Source organism: Lactobacillus taiwanensis DSM 21401 (assembly GCF_001436695.1).
GTDB classification, from domain to species: Bacteria; Bacillota; Bacilli; order Lactobacillales; family Lactobacillaceae; genus Lactobacillus; species Lactobacillus taiwanensis.
This window is the reverse complement of sequence record NZ_AYZG01000007.1, coordinates 56,739-83,567: the sequence shown is the minus strand read 5'-3', so window position 1 is coordinate 83,567 and position 26,829 is coordinate 56,739. Positions and strand designations below refer to the sequence as shown.

Sequence of the window (26,829 nt, the reverse complement as noted above, 5' to 3'; positions counted from 1 at the left end):
ATTCTTTTTTATTCAACTTTATTATTTACTTATTTTCAAAAATATCTAAAGAAATATTTTCGACTGGGTGCTCTTCAAAATCAGTTACTGTTAATCCTAAAAGCCGGATTCCGGTTGCAAGCATTTCTTTTTCTGTTTCAAATAATGCACGTCCAGTATCGTAAATAACTATTTTATCATTAGTTCCTCTTTTTAGCTTTCTGCGTTTGGTAATTGTTTTAAAGTTAATGTCTCTAACCTTCAAGACAACACAATTAGCAAGAAAATGTCTTTCCCTTAGACTTTTCTCAAGCTCACCACTATAAGCACGCAATTTGGTTAAAGCTTCATTTTCATCAAATAAGCTTTGATTAAAAGTACGCTCAATTCCGATGGATTTCCGGTTTCTTTCTGAATCAGTTACTACAGGTCTTAGATCGATTCCATGAGCATGTTGAGCAATCACATACCCCATTCGGTTAAACTTCTTAATTAAAACGTCAGTGGGAACTTCTTTTAAATCTGCCCCAGTATAAACTCCCATTGCTTCAAGTCTTTCTTGTGTCTTTGGACCAATTCCAGGAAAATTACCAATTTTTTGTTTTGCTAGAAAATCAAGAGCAGTTTCTGATCTAATGATAGTCCTGCCAAAAGGCTTAGCATATTCTGAACCCATTTTAGCTAAAAATTTATTGTACGAGACGCCAAACGAACTAGTCAAACCTACTTTTCGATAAATCTGCTCCTGTAAGATTGATCCAAGTCTGATAGGATTCGCAATATGGAGTTTGTTTTCGGTTACGTCTAAGTAAGCTTCATCTAAAGCCACTGATTCAACTTTATCAGTTATAACATGCATCAAACGATGAATTTGAGCAGAAACTGCGCGATACTTTTCAAAATGAGGCTCTACAATTACTAGTTTGTCTGCTGGAATCAAGTGCATTGCTTTAGCTGTTGGCATAGCAGAATGGGCACCATATTGCCGAGCAATATAGTTAGCAGTCGCAACCACGCCGTGACCATTATTTTTCTTAGGATCTCCGCCAATTAAAACTGCCTTGTTTCTAATTGCGGGATTATCTCTCATCTCAACAGAAGCATAAAAGGCATCCATATCAATGTGGATTATTTTCCGACTGGTATTGTTTTTAGGCAATAAATCCATTAACGGTAAATCCAGTGTTCGCTATCTTTTTCAAAAATGTGGTTGCTTGACTCGGTTCCAAATTGGCCACTTGGATATCGTTCAAGCTGCTTGAGGTCTTTGTTTTCTTCTTGCCAAGCATCTTCAACTGCATCAACAAACTTCCAATATTGCTTTAATTCTGACCAGTGCGTGAAGTTAGTTCGATCAGCTACAAAAACATCATGTAGTAATCTTTCATAACCATCTGGAACTTGTGCCATTTCTTCCTTAGAAAACTTGTAAGTGAGGTTCTCTCTTCTTAAGCCTTCACTAGTGATCTTCTTACCATTAATTGTGAAGAAAATCTCACTCGTTGGATCGATAATAATAGAAATATTATTTGAATGCGCATTGCCATACAAATTATTCAGATGATGAAGAACAATATCAATTCTAGAAACCTTGTCCTTCATCTTCTTACCAGTTCTAAAATAAATTGGAACACCCGCAACTGGTCCCTTCTTGAAATTAACCTCACCAGCAACAAAAGTTTCCACCTTAGAATCAGGAGCAACTTGATCAGCCTTTAAGTACTCCACTTCATCATTGCTTGCTAGGTACTGACCACGTGAAAAGTGTTTTTTAACCATTTCTGGTGTTGGAATTACTAAACTATCTAATAATTCTTGCTTTGCTTGGTGAATATGATCAGAATCTAATCCCTCAGGTTCTGGCATTGCTAAAAGAGTGATGATTTGGAAAATATGATTTTGAACCATATCACGCAACGCACCTGAAGTTTCATAATAACCCCCACGAGTTCCAACACCCAAACTTTCTGCAAGAGTAACCTGCATATTAGCAATGTAATTCTTGCACCAAATATTCTTAACGATTGGGTTAGCCATACGAAGTGGCATAATATTTTGAATCATTTCTTTGCCAAGATAATGGTCAATTCGATATACTGAATCTTCATCGAAACTTTCGCTAATTTCTTGATTTAATTTTTCAGCTGAAGCTAAATCATGACCAAACGGTTTTTCGATAACTAGACGGTTAAAACCAGTTCCAATTAGCTTTTGATCATTGATGTGGATTGCAATTGTACCAAAAAATCTTGGAGCCATTGCCATGTAAAAGATACGGTTGCCTTCTGCATGATATTTTTCATCAAGTTTAGTAGCTAGCTCTTTTAAAGCAATATAGTGACCAACATCAGTTACATCATGGGATTGGTAATAAAAGTGAGAAGCAAATTCTCTAGCAGTTTTTTCATCAAAATTATCATTAGATTCTTTAACAGCTTCAATTACTTGTTCTTGTAAGTATTCATGGCTCCAAGGTCTTCTTGCTGTGCCAATTACGGCAAAATGATCATGGATTAGGCCTTTTTGGTATAGGTTATATAAGGCTGGATAAAGCTTACGGTGAGCTAAGTCGCCTGAACCACCAAAAATAATCATAATAACTGGAATATTTTTCATACTAACTACCTACCTAATAAAAAGTAACTTTACCAATTCATATTTTACAATACTAATCTTATCAGTGGAAAAATAAAAACGTCCTTTCGGACGTTTAACAGAATTTTTATTCAATTTATTTATTTTCTTCTGAATTAGAATCAGTTTTTTCTTCAGCTTTTGTACTTTCATCTGCTATTTTTTCTTCTGATTCAACTTTTTCTTCTTTTGCTTCGTTAGCTTCTACATCTTTTGCAGGAGTTGCAGCAGTTGGAAGCACACGACGGATTGCCATTCTTTCAAAGGTTAAGAAGATTCCATCTGCATCAATAACAACAGTCTTATCTGCATCATTGATTGAATCAACCTTTCCGTGAAGACCATCAACCATAATTACTTGATCGCCCTTCTTAAGCTCAGACATCATCTTCATACGTTCTTGTTGTTGCTTCTTTTGTGGCTTAATCATTGAAAAATAGAAAAAGACAAAAATTGCGATAAAAGCAATGATCATAAAAATATTATTCATACCAGCAGCACTTTGTGCTAAGAAAAATGTATTCAAAGTATTACACCTCATTATTTTTATTAATTAACTTTCAAGTAATAATTATACCGTATTTTTAGCTTAACTAAAAACTCACTTTTCATTTTTTGGTGGATAACCTAATTGCAGATATGCTTTTTGCGTAACGCTTCTCCCTCTAGGAGTTCGAGTAATAAAACCTTTTTGCAGTAAGTACGGTTCATATACTTCTTCAATTGTATCTGTATCTTCCCCTACATTAGCTGCAATTGTCTTAATCCCAACTGGACCTCCGCCATAATTTTCAATCATCATTCTTAAAAGCTTCCGGTCCGTCTGGTCTAGTCCTTCATCGTCAACTTCTAATAAATGAAGTGAGTGCTTAGTTGTTACTAACGAAATAGCTTCTTCACCCTTTACTTCTGCAAAGTCACGTACTCGTTTAAGCAGACGGTTAGCCACACGCGGCGTACCACGGGAACGACGAGCCAATTCAATTGCAGCTTCAGGATCAATCTTAGTATTAAAGACCATACTTGATCGTTGAATAATCTTTTCTAAGTCTTCAACTGAATAATACTGCATATGTTCAATAATCCCAAACCGATCTCTTAAAGGCGCTGACAATTGTCCGGCTCTAGTCGTTGCTCCAATCAAGGTAAATGGTGGCAGCGGCACGTGAACTGCGTGCGTTGTTTGACCTTCTCCAACAACAATATCGATATAGAAATCTTCCATTGCTGAATAGAGAACTTCTTCCACAGGTTTAGCTAAACGGTGGATCTCATCAATGAATAAGACATCCCCCGGATTCAATTCTGAAAGTAGCGCTACTAAGTCTCCAGCCTTTTCAATTGCTGGACCTGACGTACTCTTTAAGTGGACGCCCATTTCATTTGCAATTACAAAAGCTAAAGTCGTTTTACCCAAGCCAGGAGGTCCATAAAGTAAAACATGATCTAAGGCTTCATCACGTTGTTTAGCTGCCTTAATATAGATCTTCATTTCACTTTTAACCTTGTCTTGACCAATGTATTGTGCCAGATATTGCGGACGAAGGGATAACTCTACAGCTTCATCCTCGTCACTACTTTCAGCTCCTATAACTCGTTCTTCATCATTCACATTTTTCACTTCCCTATCTATAATTTAATTACTTATTTTTTCAATAATAAGGCAAGTGCCTCTTTCACATAACCATCAGCAGTATTTTCAGGTAACTTTGCTAGTTTTGGCATAATCTTATCGACTTCTTTTTGGGTATAACCAAGGGCAACTAAGGCAAGCAGAGCATCTTGTAAACTTGGCGAAATATCAACAGTAGGAGTCGCCTTTTTAACGTAATTACCTAATTTTCCTTTTAGGTCCAAAACAATCTGTGAAGCCGTCTTCTTTCCTACCCCTGGGAAGCGAGTTAAGTATTTTACTTCACCATTTTGTATTGCGCTGGCTAAAGAATCGGTATCTTCAGCCGCCATAATCGCTACAGCAGATTTAGGTCCAATTCCTGAAACACTCAAAAGTTTCAAGAATAGTTCCTTATCTTCTAATGATAGGAAGCCATACAAAGTAATTCCAGTATCACGCACAACTTGTTCTACATAAATAGTTGCAGGTTGATTCTCTTGGTAACTATAAGGAGTTGGGCAGAGAATCTTATATCCTACGCCATTTACATCTAGGACCACATATGCTGGATCAATTTTTGCTACTATTCCTTTGAGATATTCAAACATTTTACCTACTCATCTTTTTTAAACATTTTATTTAAGTCATTTTGGCCTAATTGAACAATAATAATTTTACCTTCAAAGTCTTGGTAAGGATCACTACTTGTACTCAACTTTTTCAATAAGTCCTGTGCTTCAGCTGGATTAAGCGTTCTACGCCTTATTTTTTGGTGTCTGGATATTTCACCAGCAACTTGCGCTTTAAGCTTAACCAAGTCATTAGCGCCTTGATTTAAGTAGAGATCTACGATCATCCGAACATTTTTTTCTATATTAGGTTGAAGCCAAATCGGATAAGTTCTTAAAATCAAACTATTTTGTCCAAAATCTTCTAAAAATAGACCAAACTCTTTTAAATTTTCTAAACTTTCTTTCAATTTTAGATAGTCTACATTACTAAAATCTAAAATTAAGGGACTAAGCAGGCCTTGTTGAGAAATATTTTCGCTAGTTAAATCCTGCAAAATCTTGTCATACGCCAGTCTCTTTTCAGCAGTAACTTGATCAACCAGATATAGATCCTCATCATGACGAGCAATTAGATATGATTTAGTTGCTCCTAAATAAGTTAATTGCGGCAAACTATTTGCTAGAATCTCATCTCCTGATGAAATTACGCTCCCGTCCTTCTGCTCTTCTTTTTCCGCATCAAATGGATCAAGTTGCACTTGTTTAGCTACATTTTCGTCCCAACTCGCAGTAATAACATACTTATCGTCATTTCTTACCTTATCAAGACTAACAAATTCAGCTGCTGTTTCATGAACTTCATTACTTTCATCAGCTTCAACCTGCGGTGTAAATTCAATCGGTCGAGCGGTGTTTACGACATCTTGATTTAGATTAAACTTCAATTGATCAATGTTAGTTGCCTTCTTTGGTGTCAATAAGTTATCAAGACCAGATTCAATTTGTGGGGTCTTTTCTAACGCTTCTGAAATACTCGTTGTTAACAAGCGTTCTAGTTCTTGTTCTTTTGATAAGCGCACTTCTTGCTTAGTTGGGTGCACATTTACATCAACTAACAAGGGATCAAGTTCAATCTTAACTACCGCAATCGGATAACGACGCGGTCTTAACTTGCTACCATAACCCGCAATAATTGCTTGGGTTAAACGATAATTTTTAATATAGCGTCCATTTAATAGCAATGATATAAAATTACGATTTGATCGAGTAGTATTTGGGTCCGAAATTAAACCCGTAATTTTAAAGTCTGGACTACTGTTCTTTAAGACGTCCATCTTTTCAGCAAGCTGACGACCATAGATATTAGCAATATCTTGTCTAAGATCGTTACGTCCGTTAGTTTTAAGCAAAATTTTTCCGTTATTCGTCAGGGTAAAAGCAACATCAGGATGACCCAATGCAAGGCGGTTAACAATATCGACAATTTTTAAAATTTCAGTTCGCTCAGACCTCAAATATTTAAGCCGAGCTGGAGTATTAAAGAAAAGATCCGAAACCGAAATTTTTGTTCCTTTAGGAGAAGCAGCATCTTCTTGTAGTTTTTTTTCACTACCTGAAAAAACTGCACGGACTCCTCCTAAGTTATCGCTACTTGTTACTACTTCAACATGGGAAACAGCTGCAATTGAAGCTAAGGCTTCCCCGCGAAATCCAAGAGTTGAAATATTGAATAAATCGCGTTCAGTCGCAATCTTACTAGTTGCATGACGAGTAAAAGCTAGATCAATTTGATCTTTAGCAATTCCGCTTCCATTATCTTGGACTGTAACTTGCTTTAAGCCAGCGTCTATAAAATCAATTCGAATTCTAGTGCTACCAGCGTCAAGCGAATTTTCACATAGTTCTTTTACAACACTTGCCGGTCTTTCAATAACTTCACCAGCTGCAATCTGATTAGTTAATTCAGGCGAAAGTTCATGAATTTTACTCATGATTCTCAGTCCTTATCTTTCAATTCCTGCTGCCACTGCGCTACCAGTTCCATTACTTGAAGTGGAGTCTTATCAGCAAGATATACATTTTGAATATCATCTAACACATCTTTTTCATCATCTGAAATTGCTGGAGCACCTTCACTTTCTTCAGGTACAAATAAATCAAGTTGTTCACTAGCTGGTTGAAGTTCTCCTGCACCTTGTTTTTCTAATCGTTTAAGCATTGTAGTTGCTTCACGCAAAACCTTGTGTGGCAATCCTGCTAATTGAGCAACATGAATACCATACGATTGATCAGCAGGTCCTGGAAGAATCTTGTGTAAGAAAATTAACTTTCCATTTTCTTCAGTAGCGCCAACATGAATGTTCTTTAGATGTTTTAAAGTCTGATCAAGATCAGTCAATTCATGGTAGTGAGTCGCAAAGAGAGTTTTAGCACCAACTTTATCATGCAGATACTTCACAATTGCGCCAGCTAACGCCATTCCATCATAAGTAGCTGTACCTCGTCCAATTTCATCAAATAATACTAAAGAACGCTTAGTTGCATGCTGCAAAGCATCGTTTGCTTCACTCATTTCTACCATAAAAGTACTCTGACCTGAAATTAAATCATCAGCCGCACCAATACGAGTGAAAATTTGATCAAAAATCGGCAAAGTCGCACTATCTGCTGGTACAAAACAACCAATCTGCGCCATAATTGCGATCAATGCCATTTGACGCATATAAGTAGACTTACCGGACATGTTTGGACCAGTAATCAAGAAAATATCAGTATCTTGATCCATCTTAATATCATTTGGAATATAACTACCAGCAGCCATGACTTGTTCAACTACAGGGTGGCGACCGTTAACCACATTAATTTCTTGTTTATCTGTCGCAAAGCTAGGACGCACGTAGTTATTTTGTTCACTTACAGTCGCAAAGTTAGTTAAAACGTCTAAACTTGCAATTTGCTTGGCTAACTTCTGCAAGGCTGGAATATACTTTTTAACATCTTCCCTTAGTTTTACAAATAAGTCGTACTCTAAACCAGTGGACTTAGCTTCAGCTTCTAAAATCAATGATTCATGTTCTTTTAAGTCAGGCGTGATATAACGTTCTGCATTAGTTAATGTTTGCTTTCTAGTATAGCGATCAGTTGGCACCTTATCTTTATTTGAATTTGTAACTTCAATATAGTAACCAAAGACCTTGTTATAGCCAACCTTTAAGTTATTAATTCCCGTCACTTCACGTTCATGGCTTTCCATTTCGGAAAGCCATTTTTTACCATTATTCATGGCATCACGATAGCGGTCTAATTGATCCGAAACATCCTCTCTAATTAAACCACCTTCTGTAGTTGAAAGTGGTGGATTATCCACAATCGTGTTAACAATTAAATCATGGATTCCCTTTAGTGGATCAATTTGCTGGGCAAAATTTTGTAGATGTGGATTATTTGTTTCAAGTAAAGAATCCAAAATATTAGGAATCGCAGCTAAAGAATGCGCTAATTGCAACATTTCACGTGCATTAACCGATCCAAAGGCAATTCGGCCTGTTAATCTTTCTAAGTCATACACACCCTTTAAGCTGTCGATAACTTTTTCACGGGTAAAATAGTCATCAAGTAGTGCTTGAACCATTTCCTGCCGGCGTGTAATTTCAGAAACTGATAAAAGTGGACGTTCAATCCAAGACTTAAGAAGTCTACCTCCCATAGCTGTGCTAGTCTTATCTAAGAGCCAGAATAAAGACCCCATCTTCTTAGCAGTCTTAGCTGATTTGATTAATTCTAAGTTTGTTTGCACAGTATGAGACATTTGCAAATATTGCGTCGGCTCATAGCTTTGAGCTACCTGCAAGTGGGCTAAGCTGCGCTTTTGCGTTGAGAGCAAGTAGGCTACTAATTGCTTAGTTGCCTTAATTTCTGCATGATCAGTTAAGTTTTGCGCTACATAAGAAATTTCTGCATGCTCACCTTCTACTTCAACTGGTTCAGAAACAGTAATGTTAGCCTTTTTTAAAAAGTCCTTGTTTGCCTCTGTTAAGTGTCCGTTATATACAACTTCTCTTGTCTGAAGCGACAATAACTCGTTTGCTACTCCTTCAAAGTCAGTTAGATGAGTGGAAAAAGTTTCCCCAGTGGATAAGTCACTGTAGGCTAAACCAAAGCCAGAATTTGTAGAAATAACAGAAGTTAAATAGTTACTATCTTTTGCTTGGTCAGGACGTTCCTGCATCATAGTACCTGGCGTAATTAACTGAATAATTCCCCGCTTGACCATTCCTTTAGCTTTTCTTGGATCTTCAAGTTGTTCGCAAAGTGCTACTTTATATCCCTTTTCTACTAAAGTATTAACGTAAGTATCCACAGCTAAATGAGGCACGCCTGCCATTGGAATTGGATTTTTAGTTTTATTTGAACGATGAGTTAGGGTTAATTCCAGAATTTGTGCACCTTTGATTGCATCATCTTCAAATAATTCATAGAAGTCACCCACACGATAAAACAAAAACGCATCGGGATATTGTTCCTTAATTTCGTAATATTGCTTCATCATTGGTGTCGTATCTTTTTTTGCCATTCGTTACCAAATATCCTTTCTTCCAAAAACCTATGTTCTATTATAACTTATCAAGCACAAAAATACTTCACAGCCTCTAACTGTGAAGTGTTGAAACGCAATTAAATTTTAATCCAATTTTTCAAAATATTCTTGTTGAATTTTATAAAGTTGATAATATAAACCTTTATTTTGAATTAATTGCTTATGATTTCCCTCTTCTACAAGGTGAGCAGAGTCCAGAACATATATATAATCACTATTTTTTGTCATACTCATTCTATGAGAAATGAATAATGTTGTATGACCTGAGGTAATTTTCTCCATATGTTCAAACATCTCAGCTTCTTTTATTGGGTCAAGAGCTGCTGTTGGCTCATCTAATATATAAATCAAACTATTACGATAAACTGCACGACTTATTCCTAATGCTTGCTTCTCTCCTCCAGAAAAATTTATTCCTTCTTTATTTAATTGAGTCGTTAGAGGAGTATCAATTCCTTTTTTTAAAGATAATACTTTTCTATCTAATCTTACTTTTCTTAAACTATGAATTATTTTATTTGTATTCTTATTTGTCCCTAAAGATATGTTATCAGCAACGCTTCCAGCAAAAATAAAGATATTCTGAGGTACACTAGAGAACATCTTACGATATAGGTTAATATCAAACTTATCAATGTTAATACCATTTAATGTGATATAACCAGAAGTCGGTGTAATTAACCTTAGTAACAACTTAACAAGAGTTGTCTTTCCACTTCCATTTTTACCAACAAGAGCAACTCTCTTTTTACTATTTAAAATAAGATTGATATTCTTTAGGGCAAAGTTTTTACTATTAGGGTAACGATAGCTTACATTATGAAACTCAATTTCTATATTATTTTCATTAATATCTTGAATTGGCCCTTTTTTCTTATTTTTATTCCCCATATTCATAAATTCAAAATATTGATGAATCACATTCAAAGAGGCTCTACTATTTCCAATAGTATTAAATAGATTACTTAAATCATAGATTAATAATTCCAGGGTTCCTACACTAGCTACAATCATACCTATTCCTAATCCCTTATTTATGATTATTAAACCTAAGATAATATAAAGAATACCAATTACCGTGTTAATTAAAAGTATGGGAATACTATTCAGATTGGCTACTTTTATTTGATACTGCTTATCCTTTTCTACTCCTTCTAATACCTCTTTTCTAGCTTTTTTGAAAAAAACTTGATCTGGATCAAATATCCACAACATTTTTTTTACACTAATATCTTTAAATGCTTGCTCAAAATAATAGGTTAAAAGTTGATTAAAACCGATATTATAGCTAAAAAAATCACTCATTATTTGTCCCATCTTTTTTCCTGATTTAAAGGAGATAAAGAGAGGGCAAACTATTAATAATATTACTATGCCTACCAAAGCAACTTGATTAGCTACACTGATATTTCCTTGTGTTAATAAAATCGTCACTAATATTCCTCCAGATAAGAGTAACGTTGTCATAAAATCAACCACATCATTAACCACATTTTGTACAAAACTCTGAAAACCCCCAACAAACTCCAATCCTGATTTAACATTATTAAATAAATTTCTAAATTTAGGATCTTCAAAAGTCTCGTAATCTACTTCAACTAAATGATTTGCCATATTAGTTCTTGCTCGTAAATTTATTAGTCTTATCTGTTTCTCAGCGTAATTGTCTAAAATTTTATGTAATATTGAAATAATTATAATAAGAATAATAAACGAAATTGTGATATAAATTATATTCGCATTATTCTGACTGCTATTAACTAACAAATTAATTTCTATTCCTACAAATATCACATTAATAAATTGTAAAAAACTAGACATAACAGCATTACTGATCTGTACAGCTATAATATGTGGATATAATTCATTAATTCTAGGGAGTAGTGTAACAAATTCTTTTATTTTCTTTTTCATAGTCCCTCTCCCTCTTGATAATATTTTGATTGACTCTGATAAAGCTTCTGATAGTCATTTGAACTTTTTATTAATTCATCGTGAGTTCCATAAGCCACAATTTTTCCTGCATCTAATAGGCAAATCTTATCAGATAAGGAAATAGAAGCTAATCGATGTGAAATAAAGATGACTGTCTTCTTATTTGCTAACTCTTCAATAGTTTTATACAGTTCATTTTCTCTAATGGCATCCAGCGAAGCAGAGGGTTCATCGAGAATATAAGCATTTGCATTCTTATAAAGCATTCGAGCTAACATTAATGTTTCTATCTCTCCACCCGATAATTCAATTCCACTAGGATTAATATATTTAGTTAACACCGTCTCACCAGTTAATGTATTTCCTAATATCTTAGATAATTCTGTCTTTCTATAAATATCTTTTAATTTATCTGTTTGAATTCTCCTCCCAACAGTAATATTGTTAGTAATTGTTGTGGCAAGTACAATATTTTCTTGAAACATTGTAGAAAATCTCGCTCTTCTTTTGGCACTGTTTTCCACCTTACCATTAATTAAAATTTTCCCCACAGTAGGTTTTAAATACCCCATTAATAAGAGCATTAAAGTAGATTTTCCAGCACCATTTTTCCCAATAAGTGCTAAATGTTCTCCACTTTCAATCTTTAAATTAAAATCCTCGATGATATACTGGCAAGAATTAGAATATTTAAATGAAACATGAGAAAACTCAATAGAAATTGGGTTTAAAGAAAGTGTTTCTTCAATTTTTTTATTACTATTAATATATTTGTCACTCTGATCAATATATTTTCTTCCAATTGTCAAGTCAGCATTAGCTGATAGAAAAAGTCGAGAGTTTTTCCATAGATTAGTCACTAGAAGTTCAATATTTGCACAGAGAGTAAAATAAAATGTAAAACTTTCAATACTGATTCTTGACTTTATAGCCATCCAAATTAATAAACCATACACGACTACCATACGAATCAAGGTTAAAGTTTGTAGAGAAAGTGTATTTATTAATCTTTTCTTCAATATTTGATTTTCTACTTTCTCAATTTTCCTCGCGCTATTAGAAATTTTTTCTTTCATCGTAGATACATAATTATATAATCGAATTGTTTGACTGGCTTCATCGGAAAAAGCAATTCGATTGTAGTAATTATTTTTTAAATATAAATCCTCTACCTTTTGGTTCAAATAGTTACGATCTTTCGTATATTTTCTCATCAAGAATAATGCACTAAGTACCGTAATACTTACTATTGTAGGAAAAATCCAAGAAAGATGTGAAATCAGAAATGTAATTACTACTAAGCTTACTCCACTACTTAAACAAGCAATTAACTCTGGAAAAAACATTGCTACTCCACTATTATCATCATCAAAACCATAATGAATACTTGTTTGACGCATTGCTTGTCTTTCTTCATCTAAACTAAGCTCGTATGGCTCCAATAAAAAAGCTTGTGCATCTCTAGCTGTAATATTCATTCTTAAATATACATTTTCCCAAAACATTTTGGTATGTAATCGATTATTCAACCAACTAATTAAGCCAATACTAAAACATAAAAGCAGTAAAAGTCCTAATCTTAAGTAAGAAACTGTATTAGAAAAAACATATACTACATAAGCAGAAATTATTGAAGTTAGAATAACAGTTCCTAAAGTATATAAAATAGTTAGTAGTGGCCAAATTATAAATTCATTTTTCTTCCCATTAGTAAACTTTATGAGCCAATTAATATTACTGATTATTTGTTTTAGCATTATTCAAACACCTTCTTTATAGCAAAAAAATTTTAGTCCAGCTTAATATTCTTTCATCAATCAGTGACATTAAAGACAAAAAACAGCCTGTAGCACCATTTAATAGGCCTAAATCTAAAAATTCTTTCTTATTCTCGTACTTTTTACCTCGAGAAACAAAATCATAATCTCTAAATCCGAATTCTCTACTACTGTCGTATTTATTTAATAATTCGATTGCTAAATTTCTTTTTATTAAATTCACATTAATTCTATTGTTATCCTTTAAATTGAGTAAAATTGACAACAAACCTGATATTCCATGGCAAAATGTTGGAGTTTCAAGCTCAGTATCTATTAAATCTATTGTATTAATTTTATTAAAGATATTACTAACTATCTTTTCTAAATAGGTATCATTTAATTGTTTTGCAACTTCTAGTAATCCATATGCTATTCCTGGTGTCCCATAACACCAGCTTTGCCTTCTTTTAAGACTATTTGGATTAATATTTTTTATATTGATTCTATCTTCCCATGGATTAATTAATTTTTGTTTTCCTTCCTTTTTTGTAATATAAATCTTTATGTAGATTTCAGAAATCTGCTTTAGACTTCTTTCTACTTTTAATCTGTGACATTTATCTAAATATTCATTCTTACTGGCTTGAACTAATACCAACATAATTCCACCTATACCATGGGCTACTCCTAAATTTATGATTGTCTTTGTTAACACAGAATCTAAACAGTCGCATAAATACCTTACACATTTTCTAATTAAAAATTTATTATTTGAAAACAGCAGTAATGTTAATAGATTAGCAGACAATCCATTAATGAAGTCATAGTCTAAAGACTTTATAGTACCTTTTTTTATTTTCCTATTAATAATTTCCAGCCTTAATCTGACTAAATCTTCATAATTATTTTGTAATTCTGTCAAATTAATATTAACTTTACCAATTTTATTAACTACCTTTAAAGCTAGCAATACTCCAGTCAGTCCATATGCAAATGATAAAATCACTCTTTTTTGTTTCTTTAATGATGAAACAAGATAGTTTAAATATTTTTTTATTAGAGGGGTCGCAATCTGGGAATTTGTAAAAAGATTGTAATATGATAAGAAAATCAATATTGATGGATAGTTATCAAAATAATAACCTTTAAGCATTTCCTCTCCCTTATCATTTATATACATAACATTTGAATAAGAATTTAGGTCTTTATAAAAGTTATCTACTATATGTCTGATTATTTTTTCATTTATTTCCATCATATTTTCTTTTATTGCAAAATCCCTTCATTATTTTATAAGTGATATATTCAATTTTTAATTCATCTTTTCTCTCCAATAACATCCTATTAAAATGCAAATGAATAAGAGAAACACAAATAGATTTTTTATAATTTTTATCAATATTTTGTATCATTGCTGATTTCTGTTCTTTATTTTGCATTAGCTCAAATAACTTTTTAATAGACTTAAATTCATCAGAATAAATGATTTTTCTAGAAATTTTATTTGCTATTTTTCCATAGGATCTCTTGTTTTCTTTTGTGTCAAAATACGATAATATTTCCTTCATTTCATCATAAGAATTTATACCAACATGAAACAACAGTTTACATATCAACAGAGCATGATTTAAATACGACGTATTCATGTTTTCAGCGAAGCGTAGGCACATACTACTATCAAAACTAAAAATATTTTCTATCGAATAGAATAAATTTTCTCCACCATATCTTTCTATCTCTCTTTCATAAGTACTCAAGCTATACTTACTTATGTAATTAGCTTGAACAGCTTTTTTCAGTTCATTCTCTATACTATTTCTAATAGCTGTATATCTTGATAGATCCTTTATATGGAATCTGATTCTAAGATGTGGTTCAGGAATTAAATAATATATATAGAAGAATTCATCTATCGCATTTATTTCTTTTAATCTTGTTATTAAGGGTGTAATTATCTTTTTTAATACATCCTTAAATAAGATTCTTGGAGTATAGATCTGATAGTATAACCATTTATCGTTATTATTGGGTACCACAATACGATTGCATTTGTTAAGATAAGAAATCGAAAATAATTTTTGTTGTGTGCTTTTTAATTTCTTAAATGAAAATACATATTCTGTGGGAGACGCACTATTCGAAGATATATCTTCAATAAGACTTATTCTCTTATTTTTATGTAATTTACTTAGCAGTTCTTCTATATCATTATTTTTTCTCAAATCAAATTGTAGCTTTACATCGTTTTCTAAATAAAATACTTTATATGGACAATTCCAATTACATAAATACTTGCGTAATTTTGAAATTTGTATATCCCGATTCTGTGCGTCAGAAATAATGTCACTAGTTATTTCCCAGCGGGCAGGATTCAATATAATATGTTTATACGTAAATCGAGGAATTCTTGGGAAAGAGACATTATTAATGTAATTTAATAAAGAAAAATTATTTATTTTGTTTAAATACGATACTTCAATTAAAAATCTTAAGATAGGAGAATAAGCATCATATCTCTTAAAATTAATCATAGAAGTTATTCTAAAAGAAACTTGCTTTTGATTTTTCACATTAATAAATGCGAATTTCATAACATTTTGATCATTACTATAAGCACACACTGCAATTTCATCAAGATTTAATTTATTTTTTTGAGAATCACTAAATCCTACTACTAGACTAGACTGATCAAAACTGTTTTCTTTATTATCTAAATTCGATAATTTTTTATTAAACAAAGATTCGTAAATTTCTATTTCTGATGTCTTTTCTTTTTGATTTTCAAATACATAATTAAATCTACCCCATACATTTTTAGGCGAGTTAAATCCTGTATTAGGATTTATGGCCAAATAATAATTTTTATTTCTAAAAATAGGAGTGGTAAAAAGATCATAACCTAATGGAAATATCTTATGATCTTTACGTTTAATTTTTTTATCCACTTCATTAGTTATGTCAATTATTAATTTATTATTATGTATATCTTTTAAAATTTTTTCGTCTATAATGTTTTGAATTTTATTATCTAAATCTGATCCTTCTGGCAATTTAAAAATAGAATATGGGTTTCCTAAACCTCTAATAGGATCAAAAACTGTTTTTAATGGTACAGCAACATTTATTCCATATTTTTCAACAAATTGATTTAAATAGCTTTTTATAGTAGTGTTATATTTTTGTCCCGTGGCTGTTTTTTCAAAAAATTCGTTACTCTCTTCAGCAGCTTCATAATATTTACTCTCTATTTTCCAACTATTCTTGAAAAATAAATCTACAAAAATTGGATTAGATACCTGTACTATTTCATTCATAAGTTTATTAAGTATCTCTAAAGTTTTTATTCCTTCTCCAATGGGAATCCTCTCATAGCTGCTAAACAAACTCTTAATTTCCATTAATTTTTTTTGATCAAAAATTAGAGCCTTATTATTCCATTTTATTAATTTATTAAAATATTCTATTGAATTATTATTTAAAGGATCTAAAGATGTAGTCAAAATCTTCTTTTTTATAAGCTCAGATATAAATTGCAAAATATTTTCTTTGGAATAATTAGATGCAGGTAACACGCTACGAAGAGAATAAAAAAGAGTTTCAATATCAATAAAATGTTGGGTTAATTTTTTTATTTTTAATAGTATTTCCGTATTAGCAATAGATATTGTTTCATTATTTCTATATAAAAATAAACGAACAGACGATATAATTAATGCATTCCATTGAACTTGTACTTTGCTAATATTATTTAAGCTTGCTAACAGTTTATCTCTAATCAGCATTAGCCATTCCATAGTTGGATAAACCCTTTTATATTTTTGATTTTCTAAGTTAGTTGTTTTTTCACGTTCTCCTATTCCAACAGCAGTGAATATTCCATATGGTGTTGCTCGAGAATTTATTCTTTTAGAATAATCTCTTAATGAATTTACAACTTTTAATTTTGATTTAGAATTTAAGTTACTATAGTTACAGATCGATTTATACAACGATGGACTTGATATTAAAATCGCTTCTAAAAAAGTTTTATCAATTTTAATTTGATTATTTTTAATATTGAAATGAATATTAATATCATTATTTGAAATTCTTACTTGGACACTATTTAAAACTTTATTATTCATAATACACAAAAGGCCTCTACCAAAAAGCAGAGACCTCCTCCAAAATAAATACGCTAATGACTAACCTTGTAACTTTGAAGGACCATTACAACAACCTGTAGATGTAACTCCATTAGCTTCTAAAATAACCTCTAAATTATCTGCTAAATCAAATTTTTCTACATCTAAATTTAATTCTTTCATAACTTAAACTCCTATCTTTTTCAATTCATTAATTAGACTTAGGTAAAACTGGTAATGTAACTATAATCATCAGTCGCTCTCCTTTCTAATTAATAATTAATTAAACTATAATATTTTTTCAACTATATTTGTTAAAATTTGCAAATTTGCAAATTTTATTTTGGTAAGTTCATTATGAATTTCTCATAACCTGAGAAAGATAACACTTTTAGCAACTCATTAGCTTTTTCTCTATCATTTGTAAATAATGCTTCAAAATATTGGCCAAGTAACTTATAGATTAATAAATCTGGAATAGCTGACATATTATAAAGAAGCAATAAGACTTGACTCAATTGAGTTCTATCATTGTCTTTATAACTTCTTCCTAAATAATTAATACAGATAGAACCGATTCTTCTCTGTCTTTCAAAAGAATATTGATTTATTGTGTTTCCATATCTTTTCACAATTTTCTTAATATACATATTCAACCGATCCATATTAAAAATCATCATTGAACTTCCAAATAATTGTAGAAAAACCTTATCTGTTGTCCAATCTTCAGCTTCATCTAGTTTTTTTGAAAATTTTTCTATTATTTTTGGATCAAGATCATCAAGATTATTTTCTAAAGTTTTTTCCATCAAAGTAGCGTCTAATAATAAAGTAGTAAGACCATCATTTTTCTTAGACTCTTCTTTAATTTGCTTTATCTTATTAAGATCCCGTTCATAAAATGCAACAGCCAATTCATTTAATTTTTTATCATCTAGTTCCTTATTGTCTTTTTGATCATTTGGATTTAATAAATTAGTAATATTGATATGATTCAACTGTACTATTTTAAAAAATTCACTCGTCCTTAAGTCTTGCTCTCCACTTTCTACGCGTGAATACTGGGAAACGGAAATTATCCCACCTAGAAATTCTTTCTGTGTTAAGTGTCTCTTTTTACGTTCTCGATATAAAAATTTGCCTATCTCGATTCTTTCCATTATTTCCACCGTATTTTTCCTATTTCTTTATTTACCAATAATTTTAAGTCAATTAGAATTGATCTTTACTTTATTTTTATATGAATTATATAAAAAAATTCTCCATGCTGCTTGCATGAAGAATTTAATTACTTATTTCAAAATTGAATCTTACAGATATGCATTTTTCTGTAAGTCGTACATTTCTTTATATTTTGGATTAGTATGCAACAAATTAGTATGCGTATCAAACCCGCTAATTTTTCCACTATCTAAAAATAATACTTTATCAGCAAACCTCACTGCTGACAATCGGTGAGTAACAAAGAAAATTGTCTTTTTATCATTTTCTTTCAAAAAGCGTTGATAAATTTCTGATTCACTTTTTGCATCTAAGGCTGCCGTTGGTTCATCTAAAAATTCAATCTTACCATCAGCATATAAGTCTCGTGCTAAAGCTACTTTTTGCCATTGACCGCCCGACAAATCAGTTCCATTTTCAAAATCCTTAGCCAGCATCGTATTCAGATTAAGATGATCATTAACTAATAAATCACCCAATCCAGCTGCTTTAAGAACATTATTTACCCTATCTTTATTGAATGAATATCCGGTAATCACGTTTTCTTTAAGAGTTAATTTAAAGCGAGAAAAGTCTTGAAAAGTAGCTGATAAATTTTTATGTAAGTCAAAGATATTAATGTCTTTTAAATCATAGTTATCAACAGAAATTTTTCCATTAGTCGGGTCATAAAAACGCATTAATAATTTTACCAAAGTAGACTTTCCCGACCCATTTTCTCCAACAATTGCAACTTTTTCTCCACTTTTAACTGAGAAACTAACATTGTGCAAAATCTCAGTATCAGAAAATGGATATGTAAAAGACAGATTCTTAACATTAATATCATTAAAATCATCGGGGAAACTTTGCGTACCATTCTTAAAGTCATCTTGATATCCAAGAAAATTAAAGTATTTTTCAATCCATAATAATGAATCGTATAACAAACTACTGTCTTCTACTACTCGAGCCATACTGGTAGAAATATAGCCAATTACTGAAACAAACATCAATAAGACGCCAACTTCTAATGCACCTGTTCTTACTGAATTAGTAAACCAATAAAAACCATAGCCAAACACTCCGACAGTTAATACAACAAACAGTGAACTAGTCGTAAGTTGCTTTCTACGAATTTGATTAACATCTTTTTTAGTTTGTTCAAATAAGCTTATATATTTTTCGATGATCTTTGGAAACATGTTGAAAAGTCTAACTTCTTTAGCATCCCTGCGATCTAACAACAAACTACTATAGTAATGTAGATATCTCGCATTCTTGCTTCTTTCAACCATTGTTTCAAATGACTGCTGCTGAATACGGTAGTAAGAAATACTCTGTGGCACCATTACAATTAATAAGAGCAATGCCAGCCACTAATTGTATCGTGCTAGATAGATTAGCATAAAAGCTAGCGTTAGAAACGATTGCAAAACTGATACACCAAAAACAATTAAATTAACTGGACGCCAGCTTGCATCATCTCTGAGCATTTGTAAATCATCAAAATATTTGCTGTCATCAAAAATACTGATTGATTGCAAATCTTCAGATTTTTTCATCAAGCTAATATTGATGAAGCCTGTTAACTTATCTGTTAGAACTCCTTGAACCATCGTCGAAAGGGATGGTAAAAATTGTTGAAACGCAGTAGCTACAATCCATACAATGATCATTTCCATAAAAGGTGAATGATTAGTAACTTGATCAATTACCTTTTGCCCTGCTGCCACAGCAAGTAGAGGAATTACAGCTTGAAGTGGCGCAAGTAATAAGACACACGTGGCAACTAAAGGGGCCGATTTGAAGAACAGACGATAAGTTCTAGTTAATTCGTTGAAGTATTGGTTTAATTTTTGTAAATGTTTCATTTTGTCCTCCTTGATGAACGGATTCAACAAAATGAATTGTAACTATTCTCCGCTCATCTATTATTTATTGTTTTGTAAATTTTGATGAGCATTTAATACTACTGTCGGCATAATTTAATCCTCCTTATTTAAATATTTTATTAAATTATACTATAATAAAATGTGTTTTTTATTAAAAAGATTAATTAATCCAAAATTTATTATTTGAAGAATTAGTTACTTTTTTTAGTATAATATTTTTTCCAATAGTAAATAGACAACACAGTAAAAATAGCTACACCGATTAATAAGATGTATTTTCCTTGTATTACCAAATACAGACAAAATAAAGTTACATAAGTACATACTAACGCTTCGTATAAAATTGGAATTCTTGGTCGAATAATATAATAGAGAATAAAACTCACGATTATTGATAGTATTATAAGATAAAATTGAAATTGGTTATTCATACGTAACTCATTCCATTATTGTAAAATATGAAAACTATATGTCATGTTCCAATTCAAATCCATATAAATCTGATTATGAAAATGATTATATTTACAGACAATTATTTTTTATATTTATCATTTTACTCACATTTTTAGTGCAAAATAAAAAGTGTCTAAATTGACACCCTTAAAATTTCAGAAATTTTATTCATATTATTGTTAGTAAAAAAGTCTAGGATATCCTGTATTTTTTTCTCATCGCCTTGAAAATATGCTCGATAAAAATTTTTCATTATTTTTCCAAAGCAGTTTAATGGTTTTACTGATAAATTATCTAATAAAATGAATATATCTTCTACTAAGTCTAAATTTTGTGATGATGATCGAATCAATAGGGACAGATAATTAACCATTATTGAAGAAACTAAAATTTGCATCTCTCGTGGAAAGTTTTCAATATTAATATATTTTTTCAAAAGAGATGTTACTATTGGTTTCATTTCTTGATCTGACCATAAAGGAAGACTGATTGAGAATAAACTAAGATTTTCTTTATTCCAATTTTCTGCTTTGAAAATTAGAGATTTAACATGTTTTTTTATTTCATTAGGTAAGGTATCTATACTTCCCTTTAAATTTGCCTTATTCAGAATAATCATCGATTTTAAAAGATCTTTAGTATAGTTATCTGTTTTAATATTTGGTATTTCTAATTCTAATTCTTTAACCTTATTCAAGTCTTGATCATAGTATGCCCGGCTTAACTGCTCTCCCCAATATTCTTTATCAATTCTATTATCCTTAACCCCGCATTTTGTCAGAAATTCACTAATATCAATGTCATGCATCTCTAAAATCTTAATTAAATCACTGGCATTAATCTCATGAATTCCTCGTTCAATTTTAGAATAATACGATTTTGTCAGAATAGGATACGCCATCTCAGTTTGAGATAATCCTAGATTTTTTCTAGTTTCTTTTAAAGCTTCGCCAATAGTCATCCCTGTCATCTTCTTTCTTAATGAAAAATCACAGTTTAATTTTTTATTAAGATATTATACTCTACTATACAAAAACACTCCATGATCATCAAAAATCATGGAGTGTTTTATCAATCTATTAAATTAGTAAACGTAATTAGTTTCTAAATTACATTCCCATACCCATACCTGGGTTTGGAGCTACAGGAGCTTGGTTCTTGTCATCTTCTGGAGTGTCAGCAACAACAGCTTCAGTAGTTAATAACAAGGCAGCAATTGAAGCAGCATTTTGAAGTGCTGAACGAGTTACCTTAGTTGGGTCGATGATACCAGCCTTAACCATGTTTTCCCATTTATTAGTTGCAGCATTGTAGCCAACTTCTGGATCTTCATGTTCTAAGTGATCTAAAATAACAGCACCATCTTTACCAGCGTTTTCAGCAATTTGACGTACAGGAGCGCCTAAAGCTTTCATAACAATCTTAACACCAGTTTCTGCGTCTTCGCTGTCACCCTTAACAGTGCCTTGGATGGACTTCATAACATCAACTAATGCAGTACCACCACCAGCAACGTAACCTTCTTCAACAGCAGCACGGGTTGCGTTCAAAGCGTCTTCGATTCTGTACTTTCTTTCCTTTAATTCAGTTTCAGTAGCAGCACCAACCTTGATGACAGCAACACCACCAGCAAGTTTAGCAAGACGTTCTTGTAACTTTTCACGGTCAAAGTCTGAAGTAGTGTCAGCAATTTGCTTCTTGATTTGGTCTACACGTTCTGCAATAGCTTCCTTAGAACCAGCACCTTCAACAATCGTAGTTGAATCCTTAGTTACAGTAACCTTGCCAGCCTTACCTAATTGATCAATCTTAGTGTCCTTTAATTCAAGACCTAGGTCTGAAGAAATTACAGTACCACCAGTTAAGATAGCAATATCTTCAAGCATTGCCTTACGACGGTCACCAAAGCCAGGAGCCTTAACAGCAACAACGTTGAAAGTACCACGGATCTTGTTCAAAACAAGAGTTGGAAGAGCTTCACCATCAACATCATCAGCAATGATTAATAAGCTCTTACCTTGTTGAACGATTTCTTGTAATAATGGCAAGATATCTTGAATGTTAGAAATCTTCTTGTCAGTAATCAAAATGTAAGGATTGTCTAAGTCTGCTTCCATCTTGTCGTTGTCAGTTACCATGTATTGTGATAAGTAACCACGATCGAATTGCATACCTTCAACTACTGAAAGTTCAGTATCAATACCCTTTGACTCTTCAATAGTAATAACACCATCGTGACCAACTTTTTCCATTGCGTCAGCGATTAAGTTACCAACTTCAGTTGAAGCTGATGAAACAGAAGCAACTTGAGCAATTTCGTCCTTAGTACTTACCTTGTGACTAATCTTGTGTAATTCGTCAACAGCTGCCTTAGTAGCAGTTTCAATACCGCGACGAATACCAACAGGGTTTGCACCAGCAGTAACATTCTTCATACCTTCACGAACAATTGCTTGAGTTAAAACAGTAGCAGTAGTAGTACCGTCACCAGCAATGTCGTTAGTCTTTTGTGCAGCTTCAGAAACAAGCTTTGCACCCATGTTTTCAAAATGGTTTTCTAATTCAATACTCTTAGCGATAGTAACACCATCGTTAGTAATGTCAGGAGCACCATAGCTCTTTTCCAAAACAACATTTCTACCTTTAGGTCCTAAAGTTGTCTTAACAGTGTCTGCTAATTTATCAACACCTTTTAATAATGAGTGTCTTGCATTTTCAGAAAATTTAATCTCTTTAGCCATATTATATGCCACCTTTTATTTCAAATTTTATTACTTAACGACAGCTAATAAGTCGCTTTCACGAAGAACTAAGTACTTTTCGCCTTCGTACTTCAAGTTAGTGCCAGAGTATTTATCAAAAAATACAGTTTCACCTTTTGCAACTGACATAGGAATTAAGTCGCCATTTGCGTTGCGCTTACCATTTCCTACGGCAATAATTTCGCCCATTTGAGGCTTTTCTTTAGCGTTAGAAGCCAGGACAATGCCTCCAACTTTTTCTTCTTCTTCGTCTTTTACTTTAACGATCACGCGATCACCGATTGGTTGTAACACGTTAGTCCCTCCTGTACATAATTTAAATCTATAATTATATTACTTAGCACTCATATATCATAAGTGCTAACTTACAATTACGATAGTACATTGTTTATAAAAGAAAAGCAAGTATTTAGACACAAAAATTAGCACTTTTTTACCTAGAGTGCTAAAAAAGTGCTAATTTACTTGGATATTTATTTAAAATTTCAATATGGATTGTCTTGTTCTAGTTCTAAACTCTCTTAATAGTAAGATCTCCCATGTTAGCACGACCTTGAAGTACTAATGTTGGCCCTTCTGCTGGTTGATCACCCTCAATAGTAAAATCACCAAATTTATGTTCAAGTTGATTATCAACTCGCCAAGAAGTTGGAATATAAATATTTATATCTCCCATCGACATATTGATATTAGCAACTACTTCATCCCCAGCAGGCTTAGCTGAATCAAGATATACATTAACATCTCCCATTGAAACATTCACAGTCACCGTTTCTAAGTGTTGCGAATGAATGTAACGCGAAGTAGAAGACATCTTTTCACTAATTACGATATTGTCACCATTGTCTGAACTAGATGTATCAGAGAATACGTGCTCAGCCTTAAATTTATGTGGAGCCTTCAAGTCTGACCAATTAGCATTAACTTTTTCACCATTAATAATCACAGTCGGTCTCCAGCTTTTCTTGAAAATTAATCTCAAACCTCCCCAGATTAAAAATGCTGCTAAAAGTACTGTCCAAGGAACAATACGCTCAATGTGTAGAGGTTTTGCATAAATAATTAATAGGAATGCAATTGAAAAAATACTGCCTCCTAAACTTTTATTAACTAATGATGTAATCAAAGTTGCTCCAAATACAACTGTCCAAAAAATTGCCCAAAAACCTAATTCTAGTGGCATCAAGTGGAGCTGATCTAAAACTAAAAATGCAGCTGCCGCAAGTAAACCTAGCCCCCAAAGAACTCTTCCAAAACTTGCCTTTCTCATGATAATGCCCTTCTCTCTTTTAATCTCTCATTTAAATCTCGGTAATATCTTCTTGAAACATAGACAGTTTTATATGAATCATGAAACTTAATCTGACAATTAGAGATCGATTTAGTAACAGCATAAATCTGATCTAAATTTAATATCGTCGATTTCGATACTCGCATGAACTGCCCACTTAATAAGTTTTCTAGTTCGTATAATTTATACTTAACAAAATATGCATTCCTAGTCGTATGCGCCATTACCTGCCTAGCGTCTGTTTCAAAAAAGAGAATATCGTTAATACTTAAATAATAGGAAGTATTGTCCATCATCCCTTCAATTTGATCAGGATGTTCTGAATCAGTTTGAAGTTGATGATAAATTCTTTCTACCTCAGGCGTTAAACTTTTAGCATGGATCGTTATTTCTGTCTCTTGCTGATCTGGATCAAGCTCAAGCTTAACTTTCACAATTCTCACTTCCTTGTTTCGTTCTTGATATTTATATTAAACATGGATATAAGATTAAAATCTAGTGAAATTGACTAAGCGGTTAATTTAAAGTTCCAAGCGGTCAAAAAAAGCATGAAACTAAAGATGTGGGGGAAAAAATTAGTTCATACTTCTTTTAATTTTTAGCTTAATAAATTAATATTCTCGATAAGCTGGAGCCTGGTATTCTTTCATAAACTGCAAAATTTTATCAAAATCAGTTTCAAAATAAATTGCATCTAAATAAATATCTTCTAAAAAGTCGTCTTTATTCATCCGCTTGAGTAATTTATCTAAATTATCATAGAAACTATCATAATTATAGAAAGCCACCGGCTTAGCATTATCACCAATTGCTGTCCAAGAAATAGCTTGACTGATCTCTTCCAAAGTACCAATACTGCCCGGAAGAGCCACCATCCCATCAGCTAACTCCATCATGACGTCTTTTCTTTTATTCATATTTTCAACTACGCGAAAATCTTGTACTTTCTCATAAGCTGCTCCGCGGTCTTTTAATTCTTCAGTAATAATGCCATGGACAATGCCGCCATTTTCTAAAACACCGTCTGCAACTGCCCGCATTAAACCATATTTACCTCCGCCATAGACTAATTCGATCTGATGTTCTGCCATTTTCTTACCAAATTCATAAGCTGTCTTAGCATACTCTGATCGGTTGCCTGTTCGCGCTCCACAATAAACTGCAATCTTTTTAATCATTTTATCTACCTTATTTCTAAAAATTCTATGCGCATTTATCTTAAAATTATTTTCTCTCTGATTACAAATAAAAGTGCATAAAAAATGCACAAGCCTACATGAACTTGTGCAAAACTACTATAATATAGTAGATTATTTTTTGTTCTTATCTTTATCAGAGTCTAAAAAATAAATCAAAGTTTGAAGTTCAGTTGCTAAATCCACATTCTGAACTCTTACGCTAGATGGAGCAGATAAACGAAGCGGCGTAAAGTTCATAATTCCTTTAATTCCGGCATCAAACATTTCATTGGCAGTCTTTTGTGCTGCTGTTTGTGGTACACAAAGGATCGCAATCGTAATTTGTTGTTCACGAAGCTGTTTCTTCATTTCACTCATATCATAAACTGGCACACCTGACATAATTGTTCCAGTAATTTCAGGATTAATGTCAAAAGCAGCGCTAATTCTGATATTATTAGTACGCTTGAAGTTATAATTCAAAAGCGCATGTCCCATATTACCAACACCAACTAAGGCAACGTTAGTTAAAGTATCTTGGTTCAAAATCTTTTTAAAGAAATTAAGCAAGTTCTTAACATCATAGCCATAGCCACGCTTACCCAAAGCACCAAAGTAAGAAAAATCACGACGAATCGAAGCACTGTCAACTTGAACTGCTTCAGCAAGTTCAGTTGAAGAAACCTTTTCTTTTCCTTCATCATTTAAAAAGATCAAATAGCGATAATACAGCGGCAAGCGTCTGGCAGTAGCCTTAGGAATCTTAATTTCATCCATTAAGAGGCCTCTTTCTTTTATAAAATACGAATGTGAAATATTTACTAATCAAACTAATAATAGGCATTCTTTAAGGATAAATCAAGAAACAATTTTCACAAAGGTCATATTTTCATA

At 32.3% G+C, this 26,829-nt stretch carries 20 protein-coding genes and 1 pseudogene; all 21 read right to left on the bottom strand.

Features of this window, described 5'->3' with window-relative positions; all coding sequences use genetic code 11:
- Positions 1-25: 25 nt before the first annotated feature.
- On the bottom strand, positions 26-1,147 hold the full coding sequence (gene dinB / locus FD18_RS02220) for a DNA polymerase IV (RefSeq protein ID WP_057718345.1): 1,122 nt from the start codon (positions 1,145-1,147) through the stop codon (positions 26-28).
- Positions 1,147-2,595: a glucose-6-phosphate dehydrogenase gene (gene zwf, locus FD18_RS02215; RefSeq protein WP_057718344.1), complete on the bottom strand. Its 1,449-nt coding sequence runs from the start codon at positions 2,593-2,595 to the stop codon at positions 1,147-1,149. The genes dinB and zwf overlap by 1 nt, the downstream gene beginning before the upstream one ends.
- 115 nt (positions 2,596-2,710) lie before the next feature.
- A complete protein-coding gene (yajC, locus tag FD18_RS02210; RefSeq protein ID WP_057718343.1) occupies positions 2,711-3,154 on the bottom strand; it encodes a preprotein translocase subunit YajC in 444 nt (147 codons plus the stop codon).
- A gap of 60 nt (positions 3,155-3,214) precedes the next feature.
- Positions 3,215-4,234, bottom strand: a complete 1,020-nt coding sequence (gene ruvB, locus FD18_RS02205; protein ID WP_057718342.1) for a Holliday junction branch migration DNA helicase RuvB — start codon at positions 4,232-4,234, stop codon at positions 3,215-3,217.
- Positions 4,235-4,257: 23 nt separating this feature from the next.
- Entirely contained in the window at positions 4,258-4,836 is a 579-nt protein-coding gene (ruvA, locus tag FD18_RS02200; RefSeq protein WP_057718341.1) for a Holliday junction branch migration protein RuvA, read from the bottom strand.
- 5 nt (positions 4,837-4,841) lie between these two features.
- Entirely contained in the window at positions 4,842-6,731 is a 1,890-nt protein-coding gene (gene mutL, locus FD18_RS02195) for a DNA mismatch repair endonuclease MutL (RefSeq protein ID WP_057718340.1), read from the bottom strand.
- A gap of 5 nt (positions 6,732-6,736) precedes the next feature.
- Positions 6,737-9,313, bottom strand: coding sequence for a DNA mismatch repair protein MutS (gene mutS, locus FD18_RS02190; protein WP_057718339.1), 2,577 nt, complete (start codon positions 9,311-9,313; stop codon positions 6,737-6,739).
- Positions 9,314-9,421: 108 nt separating this feature from the next.
- The gene (locus FD18_RS02185; protein WP_057718338.1) at positions 9,422-11,251 is read right to left on the bottom strand and encodes an ABC transporter ATP-binding protein; all 1,830 of its coding nucleotides are present in this window, start codon (positions 11,249-11,251) and stop codon (positions 9,422-9,424) included.
- Positions 11,248-13,029: an ATP-binding cassette domain-containing protein gene (locus tag FD18_RS02180; RefSeq protein WP_057718337.1), complete on the bottom strand. Its 1,782-nt coding sequence runs from the start codon at positions 13,027-13,029 to the stop codon at positions 11,248-11,250. Before FD18_RS02180 ends, FD18_RS02185 begins: the two co-directional genes overlap by 4 nt.
- A gap of 16 nt (positions 13,030-13,045) precedes the next feature.
- Positions 13,046-14,287: a lanthionine synthetase LanC family protein gene (locus FD18_RS02175; protein ID WP_057718336.1), complete on the bottom strand. Its 1,242-nt coding sequence runs from the start codon at positions 14,285-14,287 to the stop codon at positions 13,046-13,048.
- Positions 14,274-17,156 carry a lantibiotic dehydratase gene (locus FD18_RS02170; protein WP_057718335.1) on the bottom strand — a complete coding sequence of 961 codons (2,883 nt, stop codon included), beginning with the start codon at positions 17,154-17,156 and terminating at the stop codon, positions 14,274-14,276. Before FD18_RS02170 ends, FD18_RS02175 begins: the two co-directional genes overlap by 14 nt.
- 60 nt (positions 17,157-17,216) lie before the next feature.
- Positions 17,217-17,339, bottom strand: a complete 123-nt coding sequence (locus FD18_RS10325; protein ID WP_268766057.1) for a hypothetical protein — start codon at positions 17,337-17,339, stop codon at positions 17,217-17,219.
- A 155-nt stretch (positions 17,340-17,494) separates the two neighbouring features.
- Complete coding sequence (locus FD18_RS02165) at positions 17,495-18,325, bottom strand: helix-turn-helix domain-containing protein (RefSeq protein ID WP_157053596.1); 831 nt, start codon at positions 18,323-18,325, stop codon at positions 17,495-17,497.
- A 141-nt stretch (positions 18,326-18,466) separates the two neighbouring features.
- Positions 18,467-20,230: pseudogene (locus FD18_RS02160) on the bottom strand (ABC transporter ATP-binding protein).
- Between the two features lie 607 nt (positions 20,231-20,837).
- Positions 20,838-21,665, bottom strand: coding sequence for a helix-turn-helix domain-containing protein (locus FD18_RS02155; protein WP_057718333.1), 828 nt, complete (start codon positions 21,663-21,665; stop codon positions 20,838-20,840).
- Between the two features lie 148 nt (positions 21,666-21,813).
- Positions 21,814-23,445, bottom strand: coding sequence for a chaperonin GroEL (gene groL / locus FD18_RS02150; protein WP_057718332.1), 1,632 nt, complete (start codon positions 23,443-23,445; stop codon positions 21,814-21,816).
- 30 nt (positions 23,446-23,475) lie between these two features.
- A complete protein-coding gene (gene groES / locus FD18_RS02145; RefSeq protein ID WP_003647727.1) occupies positions 23,476-23,760 on the bottom strand; it encodes a co-chaperone GroES in 285 nt (94 codons plus the stop codon).
- A gap of 217 nt (positions 23,761-23,977) precedes the next feature.
- Positions 23,978-24,736, bottom strand: a complete 759-nt coding sequence (locus FD18_RS02140) for a LiaF transmembrane domain-containing protein (protein WP_057718331.1) — start codon at positions 24,734-24,736, stop codon at positions 23,978-23,980.
- Positions 24,733-25,191 (bottom strand): LytTR family DNA-binding domain-containing protein, encoded by a 459-nt coding sequence (locus tag FD18_RS02135; RefSeq protein WP_057718330.1) that lies wholly within the window; start codon positions 25,189-25,191, stop codon positions 24,733-24,735. The genes FD18_RS02140 and FD18_RS02135 overlap by 4 nt, the downstream gene beginning before the upstream one ends.
- Before the next feature lie 177 nt (positions 25,192-25,368).
- Complete coding sequence (locus tag FD18_RS02130; RefSeq protein ID WP_057718329.1) at positions 25,369-25,935, bottom strand: LOG family protein; 567 nt, start codon at positions 25,933-25,935, stop codon at positions 25,369-25,371.
- A gap of 132 nt (positions 25,936-26,067) precedes the next feature.
- Positions 26,068-26,712 (bottom strand): redox-sensing transcriptional repressor Rex, encoded by a 645-nt coding sequence (locus FD18_RS02125; protein WP_003647732.1) that lies wholly within the window; start codon positions 26,710-26,712, stop codon positions 26,068-26,070.
- Positions 26,713-26,829 lie beyond the last annotated feature (117 nt).